The sequence below is a fragment of the Gimesia benthica genome, assembly GCF_009720525.1.
In the GTDB taxonomy this organism is placed as follows: domain Bacteria; phylum Planctomycetota; class Planctomycetia; order Planctomycetales; family Planctomycetaceae; genus Gimesia; species Gimesia benthica.
This window is the reverse complement of the sequence record NZ_CP043930.1, coordinates 134,666-154,910: the sequence shown is the minus strand read 5'-3', so window position 1 is coordinate 154,910 and position 20,245 is coordinate 134,666. Positions and strand designations below refer to the sequence as shown.

Below are 20,245 nucleotides of genomic sequence, written 5' to 3'. Positions count from 1 at the left end.
AATTTCGGATGAAGGTAAACGGGAATCTTTTACCAAAATCTGAAACCATTGTAAGTTACGTCGAGTATATCCAAAGGAAAGAGAGCAATCAATCTGGCCGGGCTCTATTCTGTACAGTGGGGGTTGCGGGGGTTTCCGGGCGGTTGATAGAATGAACGCACCCGTCGTTACCAGTTCTGGAGGAAGGATCGCTTATGTTTCGTCGTAGTATCACATTTCTGTGTGCGCTCGCATTGCTGGGCACCAGTTCCCTGCTGGCTGAAACGAAAACCAAATCGTCGCAGCATGCCTCCCACACGTTTCGGCTGCCAACCGCCCAGGGTAAAGTGGTCGAGTTAACGGCTGAGCCAGAGTCGAAAGCGACCGTGGTCTGCTTTCTGGGGGCGGAATGTCCGCTGGCCCGGCTGTATGGTCCCAAGCTGAATGAGATGCAGGCCGCTTACGCGGCGCAAGGCGTTCAGTTCATCGGCGTGAACAGCAATCAGCAGGACTCCCTGGAAGATGTGAAGCAGTACGTCAAGCGGTACGAGATCTCGTTTCCGATGGCGAAGGACTATAACAACGAAGTCGCCGACCGATTTCATGCAGTGCGCACACCTGAAGTATTTGTACTGGATCAACAGCTGACCGTCCGGTATCGTGGGCGGATCGATAACCAGTACCTGCCGGGCATCTCACGGGCTGAGACGACCACGCATGATCTGAAGAACGCGCTGGATCAACTCCTGACAGGCAAGCCGATTGAAGTGTCCGAGACCAAACCGAATGGCTGTTTCATCGGTCGGGTGAAAAAGAATGAAGTGACCACCAAACTGACCTTCTGCAAAGAAGTCGCCGGGGTCTTGCATCGTCATTGTGTGGAATGCCACCGCACGGGGGAAATCGCACCATTCAGTCTGACCGACTATGATGAAGTCCGAGGCTGGGCGGATACGATGCTGGAGACCATTGAAGATGGTCGGATGCCCCCTTGGCATGCCAGTCCGAAATATGGTCATTACGCGAATGCCCGGTTCATGCCCGAAAAAGACAAGGAGATTCTACGGGAATGGGTGGCCGGGGGCATGCCCTATGGTGATATCAAGGATTTACCGGAACTGCCCAAGTTCCGCGAAGGCTGGCATCTGCCCCGAGTGCCGGATGTCGTTTATGAAATGCGGAAGCGACCTTTTGTCGTTCCCAAAGAGGGCGTCGTGGAATATCAGTATTTCGTCGTCGATCCCGGTTTCAAAGAGGATAAGTGGATCACCGGAGCACAGGTCCTGCCGGGGAATCGGTCGGTCGTGCATCATGCGATTGTATTTATTCGTCCTCCTGATGGCGCTGACTTCCGTGGGATTGGCTGGTTGACGGCTTATGTTCCGGGACAGCGGATCAATATGCTGCCTCCCGGGCGGGCGCGAAAGGTTCCCGCCGGCTCGAAACTGGTATTTCAGATGCACTACACACCGACGGGATCGGTGGCAGAAGACATTTCAAAAATCGGGTTGATCTTTGGTAAGGATGAGGAGATCACTCACGAAGTCTTTACGCTGATCGGCATCGATCAGGAATTCGAAATTCCGCCGCACGCCAGTGATTTTCCGGTATCGGCGAAGGTCCGTCGGATTCCGCCGCACGCCGAACTGCTGGCGATTGCCCCGCACATGCATCTGCGCGGGAAATCGTTCCGTCTGTTTACAAAGCAGGACAAGAAGAAAGAGATTCTGCTTGATGTGCCCAATTATGATTTCAACTGGCAACATATTTATGAACTGAGCAAGCCGATGTCGCTGGATAAGGTCGACGGGCTCGAGTTCACGGTCAAATTCGATAATTCGAAAGACAATCCATTCAACCCGGATCCCAATGAATACGTGACCTGGGGCGATCAGACCTGGGAAGAGATGGCGATTGCTTTCTTCGAAGTCGCTGAACCCCGGAAACAGAAGTCGCAGGAAACGAAACCGAAGCCAGAGAAAAAACTGACTAAAGCGGAAGCGAAGAAACAGCGCGAGGCAGAGTTGAAAAAAGAGCTTGATAAGCGTGCCGCTGCATTTTTCAAACGGTTTGACAAGAATGGCGATGGACGCGTTGATGTGGAAGAAGTCCCGCTGGCAACGCAGCGCTATGGGCGTATCCGGGACAATAACGGTGACGGTGTGATTCAGAGAGAGGAACTCAGATTGCAGGTTCGTTAATTTCTGAAGCTGGTTGAGATTCAGCGCCTGGCAATCTTCAACCTGATCCCTTTAACATTCTACCGCTGAGAGAAAGTGAATCGCGCGTGTCTCGTACGTTCAATCGCTGTTCGGTCTGGATGGTTGACCATCCCCTACTGGTAACTTTGTTCATTCTGCTGCTGAGTGGAATCGCACTGCTGGGGTACACCATGCCCGAGGAAGTTCGCGACTGGTTCACGGCTAAACCCGAACCGGTTCCCCAGGTAGAACAGCAGAAAGCGGGTAAGCCGCGCAAAGTTCGGGAGGCACCGCCCGATGTCGACCCGATCAGCCTGACCGACGCTGATACGATCCTGGTGATTGATTCCAATCAGTTCTTCACCGCCGACGGCATCAAGGCCCTGCGGGAGATCGTTGCCGAGATCGAATCGCTGGATTACGTCGAAAGTGTTTTCTGGCTGGAGGATATTCCCAACCTGAATATCTTTGGCCTGCGGGAACCGATCCTCCCGAATGAGCGGGCCTCCCAGAAACGACTCGATGACGCTAAGGAAAAAGCGATTAAACATCCGCTGGTAGGCGGCCAGCTGTTATCAGTAGATGCGCAGACCATTCTGCTGATGGTCAAATTCAATTGGATGTATGTGACGGACGACGATGCCTGTACGACCGGATTGAAAGAAGTCGCGAAAAAAGTCGTTGCTGAATATCCGGATGTGAAGTTTTCCTTCACAACCACGGGCCGTGTACCCATCTATCTGACCGCGGTGCGCACCCATAATGCGAACAAGGTCAAATATCAGGTGATCGGCTACGGGATGATTCTGCTGATGGCCATCATTCTGTTCCGGGGAATCACGGCGGTGATTATCGTGGCTCTGGCACCGATGTTTGGCGTGTTTCTGACGATGGGGATTATCCAATTCTTCGATTTCCGGGACAACCCGTTTAACGATGTGGTGTTGCCAGTCCTGTTAAGTCTGGTGGGCTTAACCGACGGCGTGCATCTGATGGTCCAGATCCGGCGGCATCGGGCTTCCGGTCTCTCGGGACGGGATGCCGCCCGGCGTGGGATTCAGGAAGTGGGGCTGGCCTGCTTTCTGACTTCGGTTACGACGGCCATCGGCTTCGGTTCGCTTTCGCTGGCCCATCATGAGACGGTCCGCGAATTTGGTTACAGCTGTGTGGTCGGCGTGCTGTTGACTTTCATTGCGGTGGTGACGGTGATTCCCCTGGCCTGCCGCACCTGGCTGGGGCGTTCTATTCATGTGGGCTATGGTAAGGGGGTTATCGATAAGAACCTGAACCGGATCAGCGTGATCATCGAAATGGTGTTGAAGCGTGCGGGCTGGATCAGCAAGGTGGGTATCGGCCTCACGGCGGTACTGATTCTGATTTCGCTGACACTGCGGCCCGATGAACGCCGGGCCAATATGCTCCCCGATGGCTCGGAAGCGGCGACCGCCTTGAACCATATGGACCAGGCGATGGGAGGGCTCGAGCATTCGCGGGTTGAGGTGAAATGGTCGGATGAGGTCGAATCGGATTCGCCCGAAGTTCTGGTTGCGATCAGCGAAGTGGATCAACTTCTGAACCAGGAAGCGTTGATTGGTCATCCGATATCGATTGCGAATATTCTCTCTGCGCTGCCTGGTGAAGGCCCCCCTGAAGAGCGGATGTCAATGATCGACCTGCTGCCTCCACCGTTGAAACGGGCGTTTTATACGCCGGAGCAGAATCAGGCGACGGTCAGTTTTCACGTTCAGGACCTGGGAATTGCCAAATACGGGCCAACCTTCACGCGCATTGAAGAGGGGCTGGCCAAGATCGGAAGCCAGCATCCGGAGTTCCAGTTTCAGTTGACGGGCTCAGCTGTCTGGCGGTGGCGGAACCTGTATCAGATCGTCGTCGATCTGGCGTCCAGTCTGGGGAGTGCAGCGATTATCATCCTGATTGTGCTGGCGATCGCATTTCGTTCATTGCGACTGGGGCTGATCTCCATCATTCCCAACATGTTTCCCCTGGCCGTAACCGGGACCTTCCTGGTCTTTACGGGGCAGGCGCTCGAGATTGTCAGCGTTTGTGCGTTTACAGTCTGCCTGGGGATTGCCGTCGACGATACGATTCACTTCCTGACCCGCTTCCGCGAAGAACAGCTCCAGGTTGAGAGTGACGACGAAGCGATCCGCAAGGCGTTTACAGGGGTGGGAACCGCGTTAATCATGACGACGGTCATCCTGGTTGCCGGCTTCTCGACAGTGATCTTCAGCGACATGCGGGATCAGCGGATCTTCGCCATCATGAGTGGCCTGACGATCGGCTCGGCTCTGTTCGGCGATCTCATCTTCCTGCCGGCACTGCTGGCCCGCTATGCCAAACGTTCGCAGGTGCCTGCGATGGAGGAAGAGGAACTGATTCCCGATGAACCGATGCGGGAGTCGCTGGTACGGGAATAAAACTCCTTTTATTGATGACTTCATGGTTGACGGTTGTTCTTCTAAGTAAACTTAAATAATTTGACGCGGCTGCCGATATAGGGTACTATAGAACCTCACCAAAACAGTTAATTTCACTGCTTTTAAGTGACTTAACTCCCGCCCTGAATGAGTTTCCTCTGAAAAAGGAACCCTGCCTTGTATATCCGCGCCATCGCTTTCCTGCTGACGGCTGTTTCTGCCTGTCTCCTCGGGAGTGGATCGAGCTCCGCTGCTGATTCGCGAGTGACTTTTGAAAAAGACATTCGACCCATTTTCAAGGCGTACTGCTTTCACTGTCATGGCGAGGAGAAAGAACTTTCCGGTGCGCTGGATGTGCGGTTACGCCGCCTGATTATGAAGGGCGGCGATTCCGGAGAAGCAGTCGTTCCCGGTAAACATGCAGAGAGCCTGCTGTTTCAGTATGTCGAATCGGGAGACATGCCCCCCGATGAGAAGCTGCGACTCAAACCGGAAGAAGTCGCGCTGATTGCGAAATGGATCGATCAGGGGGCAAAGACAGAGGGGCCGGAACCCGAAGGGGACATCAAGCCGGGCGACTTCCTGATCACAAGCGATGAACGCTCCCACTGGGCGTTTCGTCCCATTCAGAAAGCTGCTCTGCCTGAACTGCCTCAGTTAAAAAAAGAGAATGGAAAACAACCGCTCAATCCGGTCGATGCCTTCATCGCACGAAAGCTGAAACAGAACGGTCTCTGGTTTTCTGAAGAAGCAGATCGACTGACGCTGATCAGACGGGCCGCCTTTGACCTGACCGGTCTCCCCCCTGCTCCGGAAGACGTCGATACGTACCTGGCTGACAAGTCGCCTGACGCCTATGAAAAGATGATCGATCGGCTGCTGGAATCTCCCCATTACGGGGAACGCTGGGCGCGGCACTGGCTGGATGTTGCCGGCTATGCCGACTCAGAAGGCTACAACGACAAAGACATTATCCGTCCAGATGCCTGGCATTACCGGGATTATGTGATCCGTTCTCTGAATGCAGACAAGCCCTGGGATCAATTTATCACCGAGCAGCTCGCCGGCGATGAAATGGTCAAAGCCACGCATGCGACGGCGCAAAAGCTGGTAGACCAGGATCCCGCGGTCTGTGAGAAGTTGACCGCGACCGGTTACCTGCGGCTGGCTCCCGATGGGACCGGCTCGAGTCCCATGGATCCTGCAATCGCACGCAACCAGGTCATTACAGAGACGGTGAAGATCATGTCTTCTTCACTGCTGGGCATGACCGTGGGTTGTGCGGAGTGCCATCATCACCGCTTTGACCCGATTCCGCAGGAAGACTTTTATCGTCTGCGAGCGGTGATTGCTCCCGTGTATGACGATCAAAAATGGCGGATGCCTGCCAGTCGACGGGCGGCCCTGATGTCACCAGAAGATAAAGCCAAAGCTGCAAAGCTGTCAGCCCAGGTCAAGGAACTGGATGCCGAGCACAACAAGGTCAAAGCGGAAGTGACCCAGCTGATTGCCGAGCGGGTTCTGAAGGAAGTCCCCGAGGCAGACCGCGAACAGGCTCGCACCGCTTATGAAACCGCGGTTAAAGAACGTTCAAAAGAGCAGGCGGATTTTCTGAAACAGAAATACCCGATGCTCGACCTGCTGGTGCCGGGACGCCTGCACCTGTTCCTGGCACGCTTCAAAGACGGAAACGATCTGAAGAAACAGTATGAGGATATCAAGGCAGAAGCAGACAAGCTGCGGGCGCAGATTCCCAAGCCGGAATACATTCGCGTCGCGACCGAAGACACACAGCACCTGCCCCAGACGTTTGTATTTTATCGGGGGGATATCTCTTCACCAGAAAAAGATTTGATCGCTCCCGGTGGTCTGACTGTGATTTCTTCTAAAGCAGACAACACATTTGAGTTGAATGATCCCCAGCTGCCGACCACGGGACGCCGACTGGCGTATGCCCGGTACCTGACCAGTGGGAAGCATCCTCTCGTGGCACGCGTGCTGATGAACCGGTTCTGGATGCATCATTTCGGACAGGCGATTGTCGATTCCACGGGTGACTTTGGTTCCCGGTCTTCCGTCCCCACGCATCCCGAACTGCTGGACTGGCTGGCGGCTGACTTTATGGAACAGGGCTGGCAACTCAAACGCATCCATCGCCTGATCATGACCTCACGGACTTACAAGCAGACCTCTGCGACGCACTCCGAAAAAGCAGCCGCGATTGACTCCGATAACCGTCTCTACTGGCGAATGACAATGCAACGCCTGGAAGCGGAATCGATCCGCGATGCCATTCTGGCGGTCAGCGGCGAATTGAACCGGGAGCAGTTTGGTGAGCCAGTACCGGTTGCATTGGCGGACAGCGGTATTATTACGGTCGGTGCTGGTAAAGTGTCAAAAGATCGCCGGGAACTGAAACGTTCCATTTACGTGCAGGTCCGGCGGACCCAGCCGGTGACAATGCTGAATGCCTTTGATGCCCCCAGCATGGAGCCCAACTGCGAGCGACGGGTCTTTTCGACAGTGGCAACACAGTCACTGGCGCTGCTCAATAGTGAATTCATGCGGATTCAATCTGAGGCCTTTGCTAAGCGGGTACTCACCACGGCAGGGAAAGACGCCGACGATACAAAGCTGATCAAGACGGCCTGGAAGTTAGCTTTAAGTAGTGAGCCTTCCCCGGCTGAACTGCAGGCGCTGGAGAAAAACTTCGCGCTGCAGTTGAAAGAATATCAGACAAAGAAAGCCAAACAGCCTCGGGAGGAAGCACTGGCTGCAGTCTGTCATGTGCTGTTTGGAACCAACCAGTTTCTGTATGTGGAATAAGCGGGAAATGATGCCCGTCTCCTGATAGAATATAAATATCGATCTCCAGAGGGAGTCTCTCGTGTCTCAATTTATCAATCAAAACTCCGCCAGCTCTCGCCGTCACTTTCTGGCCCAGAGTGCCTTTGGCGTCTCCTCACTGGCACTGGCCTCGCTGTTAAACGACGAACAGCTGCTGGCGGCTCCGGAAAAACCGGCTCTGGAAGAGAAAACGTACGATCTGCTGCCGAAGCAGACCAGCCATCCAGCCCGCGCCAAATCGATGATCTCAATTTTCTGCGGTGGTGGACCGAGTCACCTGGATCTGTTCGACCGTAAGCCAACACTCGACAAGTATGCGGGCAAGCGGTTTCCCGGCGACGGGATCAAATACGATAACGCCGGTCAGGCGACTTCGATCATCATGCCCTCTCCCAACACATTCGAGAAGTGTGGCGAATCGGGGATGGAGATCAACACCGCCCTGCTGCCCCACCTGGGAGAGATTGTTGACGATATCACGCTGATTCGCTCTATGCAGCTGCCCAATATTCGGAATCACGTGGCCGGCATGCGGGCCATGACCACCGGGCGGGGACGTGAAGGCTGGCCTTCCCTGGGGAGCTGGATCACTTATGGTCTGGGAGCCGAGACACAGAATCTACCGGCGTTCGTGGCCATTACGATTCCCCGTAACCCGGTCGGATCACCATACTGGGACAGCCGCCATTTGCCTTCGATTTACCAGGGGACGGTTGTCAGCAAGTCAGAGCCGCGAATTGCGAATCTGAATCCGATCCGGGAACTGCGTGGCAAGCCCCAGTCGAATCAGCTGGACCTGCTTAAAGAGCTGAACCAGATCCATCAACAGCGTCATCCCGGCGAAGACGATCTGGCAGCCCGCATTGCCAGCTATGAGCTGGCGGCCCGGATGCAGACTGCAGCGACCGAAGCGCTTGATCTGACTAAAGAGACTGAAGCCACCCATCAGATGTACGGAGCCGATGATCCGGTGACCAAAGAATTCGCGGATGCCTGTATGCTGGCCCGCCGGTTCGTGGAACGTGGCGTCCGTTTCGTACAGATCTGGAATTACGCCTGGGACATGCACGAGAATATCTTCGCTGCACTGGAATCGCGTTGTAAAACCTGTGATAAACCGTGTGCAGCCCTGGTAACCGATTTGAAGAATCGGGGACTGCTGGATTCCACGATGGTCCAGTGGGGCGGTGAAATGGGACGTCTGCCTGTGATTCAGGATCGCGGTAAAGGCAAGAAACCGGGGCGTGACCATAACACGGAAGGCTTCAGTATCTGGATGGCCGGTGGCGGCATCAAAGAGGGGCACATTCATGGAGCGACAGATGACTTCGGTCATCGGGCGGTTCAAGATGTGGTGACCCAGCATGACTTCCATGCGACTCTGCTGCATCAGTTTGGTCTGAATCACGAAGGCCTGAATTTCGAACATAACGCCCAGTCAGTCTCACTGGTTGAACCCGGTCAGGGAAAGGTGGCTTCTGGCATCCTCAAGTGATCCCCTTGCGAAACAGGGAGCGTCGATGCAAACAGCAGGTTATAGTCTAAGTGGTCTGATTCTGTCACTGTTATTACTGGCTGTTCCTGTAGAAGCTGGTGAGCTGGTCGTTTCAGCTGACTTCCCGGGAGGCTCGGCTGAGGTTCTGAAAGTCGATCAGCAAACGCGTTCGATTACGGTGTGTCCTGCCGGAGATCCACAGTTTGGCTGGCCCTGCTGGTGGTATTTCAAAGTCTCCGGCATCAAACCGGGAGAAACGCTGACGGTTTCGGTCGATGCGAGTAATCTCAAACAGGCAAACGGCTCGAAGCTGTCTGCCAACTGGGCTCTGCCCGAACGGGCTGCGTTTAGTCTCGACAGGAAGACCTGGAAACAGACTGGTTCCGGAACCAGGGAGGAAGATCACTGTCGCTGGACACAGCAGGTGGATGCCGAACAAGCCTGGTTTGCCTGGGGCCCTCCATTTGTGCCCTCGGATGCCCAGACACTGGTTGATCGCCTGAGCCGGAAGCATGAAGACGTGACGGCATTTGAATTATGCAAAACCCGCGCTGGCCGCAGTGTGCCTGCGCTGGTGCTGAGTCCGGATGGGAAACATTCTGACGATCGCATGGTGATCTGGATCCAGGCCCGTCAGCATGCCTGGGAATCAGGGGGCAGCTGGGTTGGGCGTGGCTTCATTGAATGGGCGGTGAGCGATGATCCTCTGGCGGTGGCTTTGCGGGAAAAGGTTGATATCTACTATGTTCCAATCATGGATATCGACAATGTAGCGACCGGTAATGGCGGCAAGAATCAGATTCCGCACGATCATAACCGTGACTGGTCTGAGATGCCGCGCTGGAACGCAGTCCAGGCAGCCATGAAGGCTCTGAAACAGTTCGACAAGCAGAACCGACTGGTGATGTTTGTCGATCTGCATAATCCTGGTGCCAGTTCGAAGCAGCCGTTTTTTTATATTGCGCCTCCCGAATTGAATACTCAGCGAAGAAAAGCACTGCAGGATAACTTTATCGCTATTTGCCGCGAGGAGATGCAAGAGCCTCTGAAACTGGATCGAAGTACGCCTTCGACGGGACCAAAGTATGACAAACGCTGGAAAGAGATCTCCAGTAACTGGGTACGAAGTGCCACCCGCGAACATGTCGTGGGGATTACGCTCGAGACCTGCTGGAATACGCCCCACAGTCATCCGCAGGGTTACATGACTGTGGGACAACAACTGGGTCGGGGGATCGCCCGGTATCTGAAACAGGATCCCCGCCAGTCCCCTGCTCTGGATTGAGCCAGAGCAGGTTATTTCGTTCCCAGTGACGTCCAGTCTGTGGAAGCCTCAATCCACAGTTTATGAAGCGGAGTCCAGTTTTTCGAACACGGCTTTCATCAGCAGTGGGAGTACGACGGTGGCATCAGAATAGACTTCAGCGAACCGACCGCCATCCTGGGGTGAAAGGAACTTGCCCCAGCTGACCCCTTCAGAATAAGTGCATCCAGAGAGACCTCCCCAGTGAACCGGTTCGGGGCAGATACGAATGCCATAGCGGAAGCGGGGCTCTTTCCACTCTGTGCCCAGGCGGTAGTTGGCAATTTCATAATAGGGAGCAACCTGTTGCGCCCAGTTGCGGGGAACTCCCCCACCGATGGTGAAGATGCCGAAGGTAACGGCATCCCGCATCAGGCGGGCATATTCCTGCAGGTCGAGAAACGGGTTGAAGCTGGGGAGCGCGGTGAGAATTTCTTCCTGTTCGAGCTCTTCCAGGGGCTTGCCCGATTTGGCAATCAGTTCGGACATGGCCCAGGTGGAGACGTCGAGACCGATTTCACTGTCAGTGAAAGCGGGGATGAAGACGGGCACATTTTGCTCATAAGCACTGCGGAGGATGCCGCGTCCATCGTTGATTTCGGAGAGTCGCTGACCGAGTGCCCGGCAGAGACGGGCCGAAGACCAGACGCCATCTTCGGGCTGGGATTCCCGCAGGACCGAGCGGACCAGCTTTTCGACGTTGTTCAGATTCGACTCCATTTCGAGGGTGTCGTAAATCCGGTTGTAGCCTTTTTTGTAGAGTGTTTCGTCGGAATCCGTGGGATTGTACTGGTAGTGGACCAGGCCGATCGATTCGGTGAGACCGTGGGCAATCAGGGCACCAGTGGCGACGACGGCATGGACGAGGCCACGGTCGATCATGTCACAGATGATGCTGCCTTGTTTGGCGACGGTCATGGCACCGGAAAGAGTGAGGACGACTTTGCATTCAGAGTCTTGTGCCATATCCAGCAGAATGTCGTAGGCATCTCCCAGGCGTCTGCCTGAGAACGCGGTTGCAGACATGGCCTGCAGCAGTTCGCCAAACGAATTGACACTCGACAGGTCCAGGCTTTTCAGTGGTTTTAAGCCGTCTCCTCGACCGTCGTGGAACTCTCGATCTCCACTCATGATTCACTCTTCCTTCGTGAGTTGATGCGGGGCGCAAAAAAAGAAAACAACGCTCAGTCAGGTACGCTCCTTGTCTGAATACAGACTTCAAAGCGCACCTGGCATGATGCGATGTTTATACCGTAATTCAACGCCTTTCAGATTTCCAGAGTGGGAACGGTTTATCAGCTGTAATCAATAGATACAGGAGTGGTTCCCGTCAGGAATTTTCAGGTGGGAATTTACAGAGCGACAACCTGATCCGCTTCGCAGTGGGAACCGGCTGGTTCCTGAAGCGCAGGTTGCCCATTTGGGATGGGGAACCGGGGCATTTCGAGAATGCTGACGTCACCCAGATCGACTTCTTCCCGAATGTAACGAAGAACGTCATTCGGATCAGTATTGCCGCAGGTGAAGACGTCGAGAGCGATTAAGCCCAGGTCGGCGTAACAGTGGGCTGAGCAGTGGCTTTCATCAAGAAGGCACATCGCGGTGAAGCCCGGTGCTGAATTATGACCAAAGTGATATCGTACCTGTGAGATCACAGTAGCACCAGCACGGGTAGCTCCACGTGCCATGGCTTCCAGAATCAGTTGGTCGTTTAGACAAATGTCCCGCGAGACATTACGACAATCAATGAGAAGATGTCTTCCTTTATGCAACTCATAAACCCTCCACTGAGGTGCCAGAAAAAAACAGGCATCCGATTTTTAATGAAACTGTTCGAGACGATTTCGAATCGTAATGCCTATATCGGTACGCTTTTTTAAAAGTTCGAGATTATTATGTCAAAGGGGGAGAAAATACAAGAAATAAATCGATCATTTTGCGTGGAATTTACAAAAATTGAAACAAGTATTTCCCACGTCTGGAGACGGGCAGAATCCTGGGCCCAAACCTTGGCGGGGCTGGGGGTTCCAGCCTGTCTAAAAATGCGTCAGTCGCCCCAGGAAACAGCCTGCACAGGGTAACCGGAGATGCGCAAGTTCTACACCATTTTAGCTCCCCGTCGGTCGGGAGATTGCCGGGCAAGAAAACCGAAGGCCCGGGTAGCTTTAAGTGATGATTGCAGGCCAGTTTAAGAAACAGGGCTGAAGCTCGCATGGAACATCAGCCCTGGTATAGACACTTTTGGTTTGAGAAACCGAAGCTTAAAACTCGCCGATGGGGTTGCCGTCGGCGATCATTCCGAGTCGCTGGAAGGTCTCGTAGCTCATGTTCTCACTGAGGAAGCGGACCGCCCCGTCGCCCAGCAGGAAGTGGGCTCCCCCTTCATGCTTACTGGAGAAATTGGCGATGTGGTTCGTGGTGTTGGGGGGATGGTGCATGGCCATCATGCTCATCATGGCCGGTTGACCGACATGCCCCAGAATCAGGGATGCCGGGCCTTCGGTCATGGATGGCATGCTCATCATCCCTGCCGGGCGGGTCGCGTTGGGGATGGCGGCGTACCATGTAGAATCAGCCTCGATGATTGACGCCGCACCCACGAACTGATGCTGATGAGAGCGTTCCCCGGCGACAATCGTATTCGAAGTCCCGTCGATGACATCGCGGACCTTTACATTACTGTTGCGGTAGAGAATCCCTTTCTGCATGGGATTCCCCGGGGTCATCGTCAGGCTGCCATACCCGAAAACACCCACATAGTTCGCAGAAGACAGTTGATAGGTGTTAGAACCATCGGTGACCGAGAAGACGCCCTGGTTGGTGTCACTGGGACAGCGAAAGATGGGTACAACCTGGTCAGCCAGATCGATATTGGGAGAAACGGTAGCATTTAGATTCAGGTTGAGCTGGTTATACAGCGGAGCCTGGTCCAGGAACGGGAGCAACATGACGCCCCAGGCAAAACCGGAACCGGTTTCAGAAGAACTGGGATCACTGTTGACGACACCTCGTGCGATGTAGCCCGGAGGATACGTGCCGTGCGTATCGTGGTAATTGTAAAGCGCCAGGCCGATCTGCTTGAGGCTGTTTTTGCAGGTGGAGCGGCGGGCCGCTTCCCGCGCCTGCTGGACAGCAGGCAGGAGTAAGGCGATCAGGATCGCGATGATGGCGATGACCACCAGCAGTTCAATGAGGGTGAAGCCACGTCTATGATGGCGAGGATTCTGTGAAAAATTCATGGTAGGTTTACCTTTTATGTTACGTTGCAGGTCGCGCAATCGTAAACCGGATGTCGGGTGGGAAAGAGTTGCCAGCGCAGCAGATCGGACATTTCCAATCGCTGAGTGCCTGCTGTCAAACTTGCTTAGTAAGGCGGGGTCTACGCCCTGGGTGGGGGAATTTCCGGTTGCTGAGACAGCGAAGTGATCGTGTCATCAGCCACAAGCAGAGAGTCGAGCCGAGTATTGTCAGAAATGATTCGAGGAGACTGGCATAACTGGCGGGGATCAGAAACGTACCAGCCTTTGAGTTGAGAATCGCCACAGCCACAAAGACGAGAAACCTGGCACACAGCGGACTTCGACTTCTCGCCGGGGGACTCTTTGTCTGCACCGGCAGAACAGCAGCTTCGGTTGGAAGCCATGGGGCTTGTACAACAGGTGCCCTGTTCCATCTCGGAAACCTTAAGGCTTTTGTTAACACAGCAGCAGCGGGAGTTCGATTTCTGGTCCTCGGCACACCGACAGCCAGATCTTACAGACAGGCTGGGAACCACGGCGGTATTCGTGATCAGGTATCCCAGGCAGAACAAGCTAACACAAACACCGCGCAGCACTCTTCTCAGAGAGAAAGAGGCAAATAATTCAGTATGGCAGGTGCTGCGGTGGGAGGTCACGGTAAGTACTCTTTGAATCAGAACTTGAGGTTTCTGTTCGATGGTAAGCGTCCCTGCTATTACCATTGTTCAGAACTACTGGGGGTAAAAAAAGTGAATAACCACCATTTTTTTACTGATCCGCAGATTTTTCCGGCCTCCAGCTCCAAATGCTCGAGTTCTTTACTCGTTGGTGGAGGAAGAGTTGACCATGTTACCAGATTGGAGCGTGTGCTGACAAATGAATTTAACGACCCGATCCGGCTCGGGATGCGTGAAGTGGTGCCCCTTTGATTTTTCAGTCCCCTCTTTGACGGAGATGATCTGAAAGTTATTTTTACGATATTTTTCAGGTACCCGGCTGAACATGAGCAGTGTGTTTTCATTGGGAGGAACAACCTGATCATTTTCTGAAATGATGTGCAGCACCGGGATCTCTGCTTCAGCGATCGTTGTGATGCGGTCTACCGGGTTATTGGGCCAGTCCAGTGCTTCCTGTTCTGTCAGGCCATAGGCCTTGAGGCAGGCGTTCCAGCGGGCCTGCGAGCCCTCGCTCTTCCCTTTTCCACCGGGCCAGCTTTTGAAATCGCAGACCGGTGTGTCAGCATAGATACAGCTCACTTTATCCGGATTTGCCAGGGCCCAGTTGTAAATGAAGAGTCCCCCGCGGCTCACTCCTTCTAAAGCGACTTTGGACTGCAGTCCGTGCTGCTGTGTCAGACGCTTGTAAAATTTATTTCCGTATTCAATGGCCTGGGGGGAACCAAATAGATCAGACACATCCAGGTATGCGATATGGAAGCCCTGTTTCAGGAGTTCCACATCCATTTCATAATGGAAGTCAGGGAATCGTGCGCGCCAGACCCAGGGGTTGCCGGGGGCGGCCTTCTCCGGAATGACGACGTAAGATTTTCGCCCTTCGGTAGGAAAATGAACCCGCTTGAACCCATGCCACGTATCCTGTTTGCCTGACCAGTGTTGAGGCGTTTTTGAGGAGGCTTCTCCTGCAAATCCAACAGGCAGAAAACAGGCCACGAACAACAATGCGAAAAAAGTGCGAAAAATTGAAATGGAGGGATTCATTAGCTGGCGCTCGCTCTCTGCTCAGGTATGTAGGAATTTAGATTGGTTATCTCAAGCAAAATCGGGATGTTAGCGTTACACAAGGTTGCCTGTGATTCAGCAATTTTTCATCAACATGGATATGGGTCGTATCGGTTTTAATGACTTTGTGCCGTGGTGGGGCACTGTTGGAGGCGCTGAGTACAAACTGTCGCTACCCGAAGATTTTTCTGACATATAGTTTAGTCAATCCACATTGAAATGGAAATTATAAACTAGACCCGGTCGTCGGGTGATGGTCTGGAGCGGACAGAGTTCTCCACACTTTTTGAATGCCTTTCATTATATCTAGCGATAGTTCATAAAAAGACGGGTTCCTGCTATGTCTTTCATTCCTGCCACACATACAACAGAGACCTTGACCAAGCGGTTTTCTGATCCAGTCATTAATTCGGTTATTGATGTCTTTAAGTATTTTGTCGGTACCACAGCTGAGTTGGAAACAATTATCGATGTCAGCGATGCCCCCCGCCACCTGTTGAGCTCAGCGATTGAGGTGAATGGTCCAGGAAAAGGCATCGTTGTCGTCAACGTCCCACGGGATCTGGTTTCTCGCGCTGTCGCGTTATTAATCGATGAAACCCTGGCTGAGGATGAACATGTTCTCACCGACTTTGCCTGCGAATTGTCGAATATGATCGCTGGTCAGGCTAAGAAAGCAGTCGATCATATGGGCTTCCAACTGGGACATCCGACTCTGATCGAAACGGAGCAGATCGATACTCTTTATCCCCCGGAAGCCGGTTCCAAGTGCGGAATATTTCAAACCGGAATCGGCGAGATTGCCGTCTATTTTGGCTTCGTGGGACAGCTGGGAGAAATTCTGGATCAGGAAGGTCCGGAAGCGGAAAAGAAACGGCTGCTGGTTGTTGATCCTGATGAACTGAGCTGTGCCCTGTTTAAAGGTCTGTTACATGAGCGTTACCAGGTTCAGACGGCTTCGACAGTAGAGGAAGCATTTATGGATTCCGCTTTGAATGAACCGGATCTGATTCTCCTTGAAATTGATGCAGACCATGGACACCAGGCGGAGGCTGTTCGCCAGATCAAAGAGTCTCCACTCATGGAAAACGTTGAGATTCTGGTGATTACCTCCAATCGTTCTACGACTGCCATTATTCAGGCATTTAACCATGGTGCAGCCGATTATATTCTGAAGACGGACTTCACAAAGCAGATTCTGATTGGCAAAATAGAGCGCGCTCTGGGAAGAACGCCGGTTGTCAAAGAGGTTGTGACGACTACAAAGTAAAGATCTCCCAATGCGGAACTTCTTTTATTCCCCGGTTTGATCGCCGGGTTTTTTTATTGTCTGACCTTAAGCGACAGTGAGCGGAACAACATGAACTTGGAAGGAAAAGTCGCCGTCATCACCGGCTCAGCCGTCCGCATCGGGCGGGCAATCGCACTGGCATTGGCTGATGCAGGCGCTGATATCTGTATTCATTATAACTCGTCAGATCAAGCCGCGCGAGATACCTGTGCTGAAATCGAACAGAGGGGACGGATGGCGATGCAGGTTTCCGCTGATCTCTCTAATCCTGTCTCGGCAGCAGAAACGGTTTTTTCAGAGGTGATGACAGAACTGGGGCGGGCAGATGTGCTTGTTAACAGTGCCTCAGTCTTTGAGAATAAGCAACTGAAGGAAGCGACTGAGGCTGACTGGGACTCCCAGTTGGATATTAATCTGAAAGCCCCCTTCTTTCTGAGTCAGAAATTTGCGGAACTCCTGCCCGCTGATCGGTCAGGACACATCATTAATATCGTCGACTGGCGAGCCAATCGGGCCGGGATTGGTCACCTGCCCTACCGGATTTCCAAGGCGGGACTTGTGACCTTAACGGAGTGTCTGGCCCTGGAACTGGCTCCCGGAATTCAGGTCAATGCGATCGCCCCGGGAGCGATACTCCCTCCTCCGGGCGAAGATCGTTCCTATCTGGAGCAACGCTCAGGTGGAATTCCGCTGAAGCGGGTGGGAAATCCAGAGGAGATCTGTCGGACGGTGCTCTATCTGCTGAACTCCGAATTTGTAACCGGTGAAGTCATCTCCGTGGCCGGCGGCGAACAGCTGACAGGTGGAGCCTGATCGAACTGTCAGCTGTTCGCCGCTCCGTAGTCAGGAAGTGTGCGCTTTGAGGACCGCCTGCCTGACGACCTGCATCGTTCGCTTTTGACGGGCGCTGATGGACTCCATGACCGTTTTGAGTTTCTCCAGAGATTGATCGTAGTTCTCGTAGACGGCAATCGCACGGTCTGCAATCTCTTGTTGGTTGACTTCGTCAATTTCAAACGTCCAGTCCGCTAATCCGATATCGTACCACATCTGCCCTTTGATGGTATCTGTGGGTTGTCGGACGTAAAGTCCTGGCGTCCCGTGTGCACAGGCGATGATGGGCGAGTGGCATTCCATGCTGACGACCGCTGACGCATCCCGATAGAGTGAGCCTGCTTCGTCAGGAAGCCAGTATTGATCGTGGGCGACCACTTTTGCTTTTACATCTTCAGGCAGTGGATCGATCACCAGTGGCTGAATGATTTCTGTCTGGTAAGTCATTTCTGGACAGACGACCGCTTTCTGACCGCTGGTGCGGACCCACTTGATAATTGCAGCGCGTAGTTTTACATGATCAATTTCCTGATACTCTTTATTTACTGATTCAACCTTTGCGATTTTCTCTTTGGACCAGCGGGACCCTTTGTGGATTTTGTGATACGGGGTGTACCGCAGTCGGGGAACCGCACAGAGGTACTGTCCCGGCTCCAACTGGTGCTGTTGCTGGAATGCTTTAGCTTTGGGATCGTCGGTGAGGTCGATGGCAAATGTGGCATCCGGGGCAAAATCCTGCTCGGGCGATGTCACCTTGGCCTCTTTCAGGTTATTTAGCGAGCTGGTCTCTCTGGTATAAATGAAGTCAGCCCCTGAGAGCAGTCGATGGAGTTCGGGGGTGACTTCGGAGACCGTCACACCATAAATTCCGTAGGGCTTGCCTGTGACTTTGTCCCAGTGGGCCAGTTCCCTGCGGGAAACCACACTCGGTCCCGAGCCATGCAGGAAGAAATCGGCCTGTTCAAAAGCCTCTCCCAATTCAGGAGAATCCAGTTTCCCGTCACGGCTGAGGCGACCTTTGACGATCTTCAGATGAGGAAATCGCTTTTGCAGCATTGGTTCGACACCCCGGTCAACACTGTTGGGCCAGAGGATGATCCGAAAATCGGGCGCATAAACTTCGAGCAGTTTCAGAATGCCGGGAGAATGTCCGATATCGCCGATATTAACAGTCTGCCATCCGGACCGGAGCAGCAGTGTCGGCGCATTTTCTGCCGGTTTTTTATCTTCAGCCCGGGCTGAAGGCAGGGAAAATCCCAGTTGAGAGGCTCCTGCGATGGCCAGGGAATGTGTCAGAGTCTGTTTGAGCCAGTTGCGTCTTGTGAAATTGTCTGGAGTCGGTTGCATCAGTTCTCTGTAATCTGTTGAAGGTGTGTCGATTCGGTAGTAAGAATCAGGGATTCCCGCGGGAAGGAACTGATTCCTACCTGTCCAATCCCGTTCTGCGTGACTATAGTAAGCTGTAAATGCATTGTAGCTGAGATTTAATTGAAGTCTGCCCCATTTTTAACATCGCTAAAAATTATGCCCGACCAGATTCATATAGCCGATCTGTTACTCCGAACCATCATCGGTATTAATGAGGAAGAACGCGAAAAAAAACAGGATGTTCTGATTAACATCACGATGGGCGTCGATCTGAAAGCAGCCGGTCATTCGGATCAGATTGAGGATGCGGTCAATTATCGGACGATTACCAAGGAGATCATTGATCTTGTAGAGCATTCCCAGTTCCAGCTGGTTGAGGCGATGGCACATGAGGTGGCGCGAATCTGTCTGAAAGATGAACGCGTTGCATGCGCAGAGGTCCGGATTGAAAAACCGGGAGCTCTGCGTTTTGCCCGCTCTGTGGGAGTCAGTGTGGTACGCAGACGCGAGGATTATCAGCAGTGAGCCGGCTCAATCGGGCTTTTCTGGCACTGGGCAGTAATATTGATCCGGAAAAGAATCTGCCTCGGGCAGTCCAGCTGCTGGCTGATTATGGAAGCGTTACAGGAAAATCGTCGGTCTGGCAGAGTGCCCCGGTGGGGGACCCACACCAGCCAGATTTTCTCAACGCTGCAGTTCTGCTGGAGACAGACCATGATGCTGAAACAATCTGCGAAAGGGTTGTTCCTGAAATTGAAAGCAGGTTGAATCGAGTACGCGATCCTCTGAATAAAAATGGTCAACGCACCATTGATATTGATCTGGTTCTCTTTAATAGAGATTCCCTGCGGATCGCACATCGGATCATCCCGGACCCCGAGATCGGATCGCGAGTCTTTCTGGTAGTGCCTCTGGCGGAGATCGCCCCGGAATATGAAGTCCCGGGACTCAAAAGTACGTTGTCCGAAATCGCAGTTGACTTACAGCAACTCCCTCAAAATCAGCTGCTGCTCCGGGATGAGATACAGCTCTAAGCGTCAGCCAGGGTCAGGTCATCACCGGGGAGGCAGGCCATCGTATACAACAACTGCTGTGCTTCGCACTGCGTCTTGTAAGCCTCTGGAATTTTCTTCTCCGTAGCTTCGTCCCATTCCAGAATGTAGGTTCGTTCGGAAACTTTCTTACCACGAACTTCGACGACCATTCCCGTCCAGCCTGCGCAACTGATTTCTGGAAACTCAGGCAGACAGACTCCCTCTTTAACCTGAATCATTGAGCCTGCTTTGATAGCTGACGACGCCTTTTTACCCATAATTTATTTCTACCAAAACATTTTTGAGATATTTTTTTGCAGGAAACCTGTCGGCACGACTGGCAACAGTGTATCGCTAAAGCAGCATGAATTTCAATTGAAGTCGATCCAGAACCGTCTCGTTGAATCGAGAATTTAACAAAAAACGGGAATTCCAGCTGAATAACGTGTTCTTTAAGCAACAGAATCCGAAAACACA

15 protein-coding genes are annotated in these 20,245 nt (G+C 53.2%); 9 read left to right on the top strand and 6 right to left on the bottom strand.

Annotation, left to right across the window (positions count from 1 at the left end; all coding sequences use genetic code 11):
• Positions 1-194 precede the first annotated feature (194 nt).
• The 5 genes from F1728_RS00705 to F1728_RS00685 all read left to right on the top strand — a co-directional run bounded on the left by F1728_RS00705 (position 195) and on the right by F1728_RS00685 (position 10,245).
• Positions 195-2,180: a redoxin domain-containing protein gene (locus F1728_RS00705; protein ID WP_155362467.1), complete on the top strand. Its 1,986-nt coding sequence runs from the start codon at positions 195-197 to the stop codon at positions 2,178-2,180.
• A gap of 86 nt (positions 2,181-2,266) precedes the next feature.
• Positions 2,267-4,618, top strand: a complete 2,352-nt coding sequence (locus F1728_RS00700) for an efflux RND transporter permease subunit (RefSeq protein WP_228030441.1) — start codon at positions 2,267-2,269, stop codon at positions 4,616-4,618.
• 177 nt (positions 4,619-4,795) lie between these two features.
• Entirely contained in the window at positions 4,796-7,444 is a 2,649-nt protein-coding gene (locus F1728_RS00695) for a PSD1 and planctomycete cytochrome C domain-containing protein (protein WP_155362466.1), read from the top strand.
• A gap of 61 nt (positions 7,445-7,505) precedes the next feature.
• Positions 7,506-8,960: a DUF1501 domain-containing protein gene (locus tag F1728_RS00690; RefSeq protein ID WP_228030440.1), complete on the top strand. Its 1,455-nt coding sequence runs from the start codon at positions 7,506-7,508 to the stop codon at positions 8,958-8,960.
• 25 nt (positions 8,961-8,985) lie between these two features.
• Positions 8,986-10,245 carry a M14-type cytosolic carboxypeptidase gene (locus F1728_RS00685; RefSeq protein WP_155362465.1) on the top strand — a complete coding sequence of 420 codons (1,260 nt, stop codon included), beginning with the start codon at positions 8,986-8,988 and terminating at the stop codon, positions 10,243-10,245.
• A gap of 60 nt (positions 10,246-10,305) precedes the next feature.
• Here the strand turns inward: F1728_RS00685 and F1728_RS00680 are convergent, their stop codons facing one another.
• From F1728_RS00680 to F1728_RS00665, 4 genes are all read right to left on the bottom strand, one after another.
• Positions 10,306-11,394: a deoxyhypusine synthase family protein gene (locus F1728_RS00680; protein WP_145184811.1), complete on the bottom strand. Its 1,089-nt coding sequence runs from the start codon at positions 11,392-11,394 to the stop codon at positions 10,306-10,308.
• 221 nt (positions 11,395-11,615) lie between these two features.
• A complete protein-coding gene (locus tag F1728_RS00675; RefSeq protein WP_187781962.1) occupies positions 11,616-12,035 on the bottom strand; it encodes an S-adenosylmethionine decarboxylase family protein in 420 nt (139 codons plus the stop codon).
• Positions 12,036-12,524: 489 nt separating this feature from the next.
• Positions 12,525-13,502, bottom strand: coding sequence for a DUF1559 domain-containing protein (locus F1728_RS00670; protein ID WP_155362464.1), 978 nt, complete (start codon positions 13,500-13,502; stop codon positions 12,525-12,527).
• 818 nt (positions 13,503-14,320) lie between these two features.
• Positions 14,321-15,220, bottom strand: a complete 900-nt coding sequence (locus F1728_RS00665) for an alpha/beta hydrolase family protein (RefSeq protein ID WP_155362463.1) — start codon at positions 15,218-15,220, stop codon at positions 14,321-14,323.
• A gap of 361 nt (positions 15,221-15,581) precedes the next feature.
• On the opposite strand from F1728_RS00665, the gene F1728_RS00660 reads away from it, so the two are divergent.
• Both F1728_RS00660 and F1728_RS00655 read left to right on the top strand, forming a co-directional pair.
• Complete coding sequence (locus tag F1728_RS00660) at positions 15,582-16,511, top strand: chemotaxis protein CheX (protein ID WP_155362462.1); 930 nt, start codon at positions 15,582-15,584, stop codon at positions 16,509-16,511.
• 90 nt (positions 16,512-16,601) lie between these two features.
• Complete coding sequence (locus tag F1728_RS00655; protein WP_155362461.1) at positions 16,602-17,345, top strand: SDR family oxidoreductase; 744 nt, start codon at positions 16,602-16,604, stop codon at positions 17,343-17,345.
• A 30-nt stretch (positions 17,346-17,375) separates the two neighbouring features.
• Here the strand turns inward: F1728_RS00655 and F1728_RS00650 are convergent, their stop codons facing one another.
• On the bottom strand, positions 17,376-18,713 hold the full coding sequence (locus tag F1728_RS00650; protein ID WP_155362460.1) for a polysaccharide pyruvyl transferase family protein: 1,338 nt from the start codon (positions 18,711-18,713) through the stop codon (positions 17,376-17,378).
• Positions 18,714-18,890: 177 nt separating this feature from the next.
• On the opposite strand from F1728_RS00650, the gene folB reads away from it, so the two are divergent.
• Positions 18,891-19,259: a dihydroneopterin aldolase gene (gene folB, locus F1728_RS00645; protein ID WP_155362459.1), complete on the top strand. Its 369-nt coding sequence runs from the start codon at positions 18,891-18,893 to the stop codon at positions 19,257-19,259.
• A complete protein-coding gene (gene folK / locus F1728_RS00640; RefSeq protein WP_155362458.1) occupies positions 19,256-19,768 on the top strand; it encodes a 2-amino-4-hydroxy-6-hydroxymethyldihydropteridine diphosphokinase in 513 nt (170 codons plus the stop codon). Before folB ends, folK begins: the two co-directional genes overlap by 4 nt.
• Here the strand turns inward: folK and F1728_RS00635 are convergent.
• Positions 19,765-20,007, bottom strand: coding sequence for a hypothetical protein (locus tag F1728_RS00635; RefSeq protein WP_228030439.1), 243 nt, complete (start codon positions 20,005-20,007; stop codon positions 19,765-19,767). The genes folK and F1728_RS00635 overlap by 4 nt on opposite strands.
• Positions 20,008-20,245: the final 238 nt, after the last annotated feature.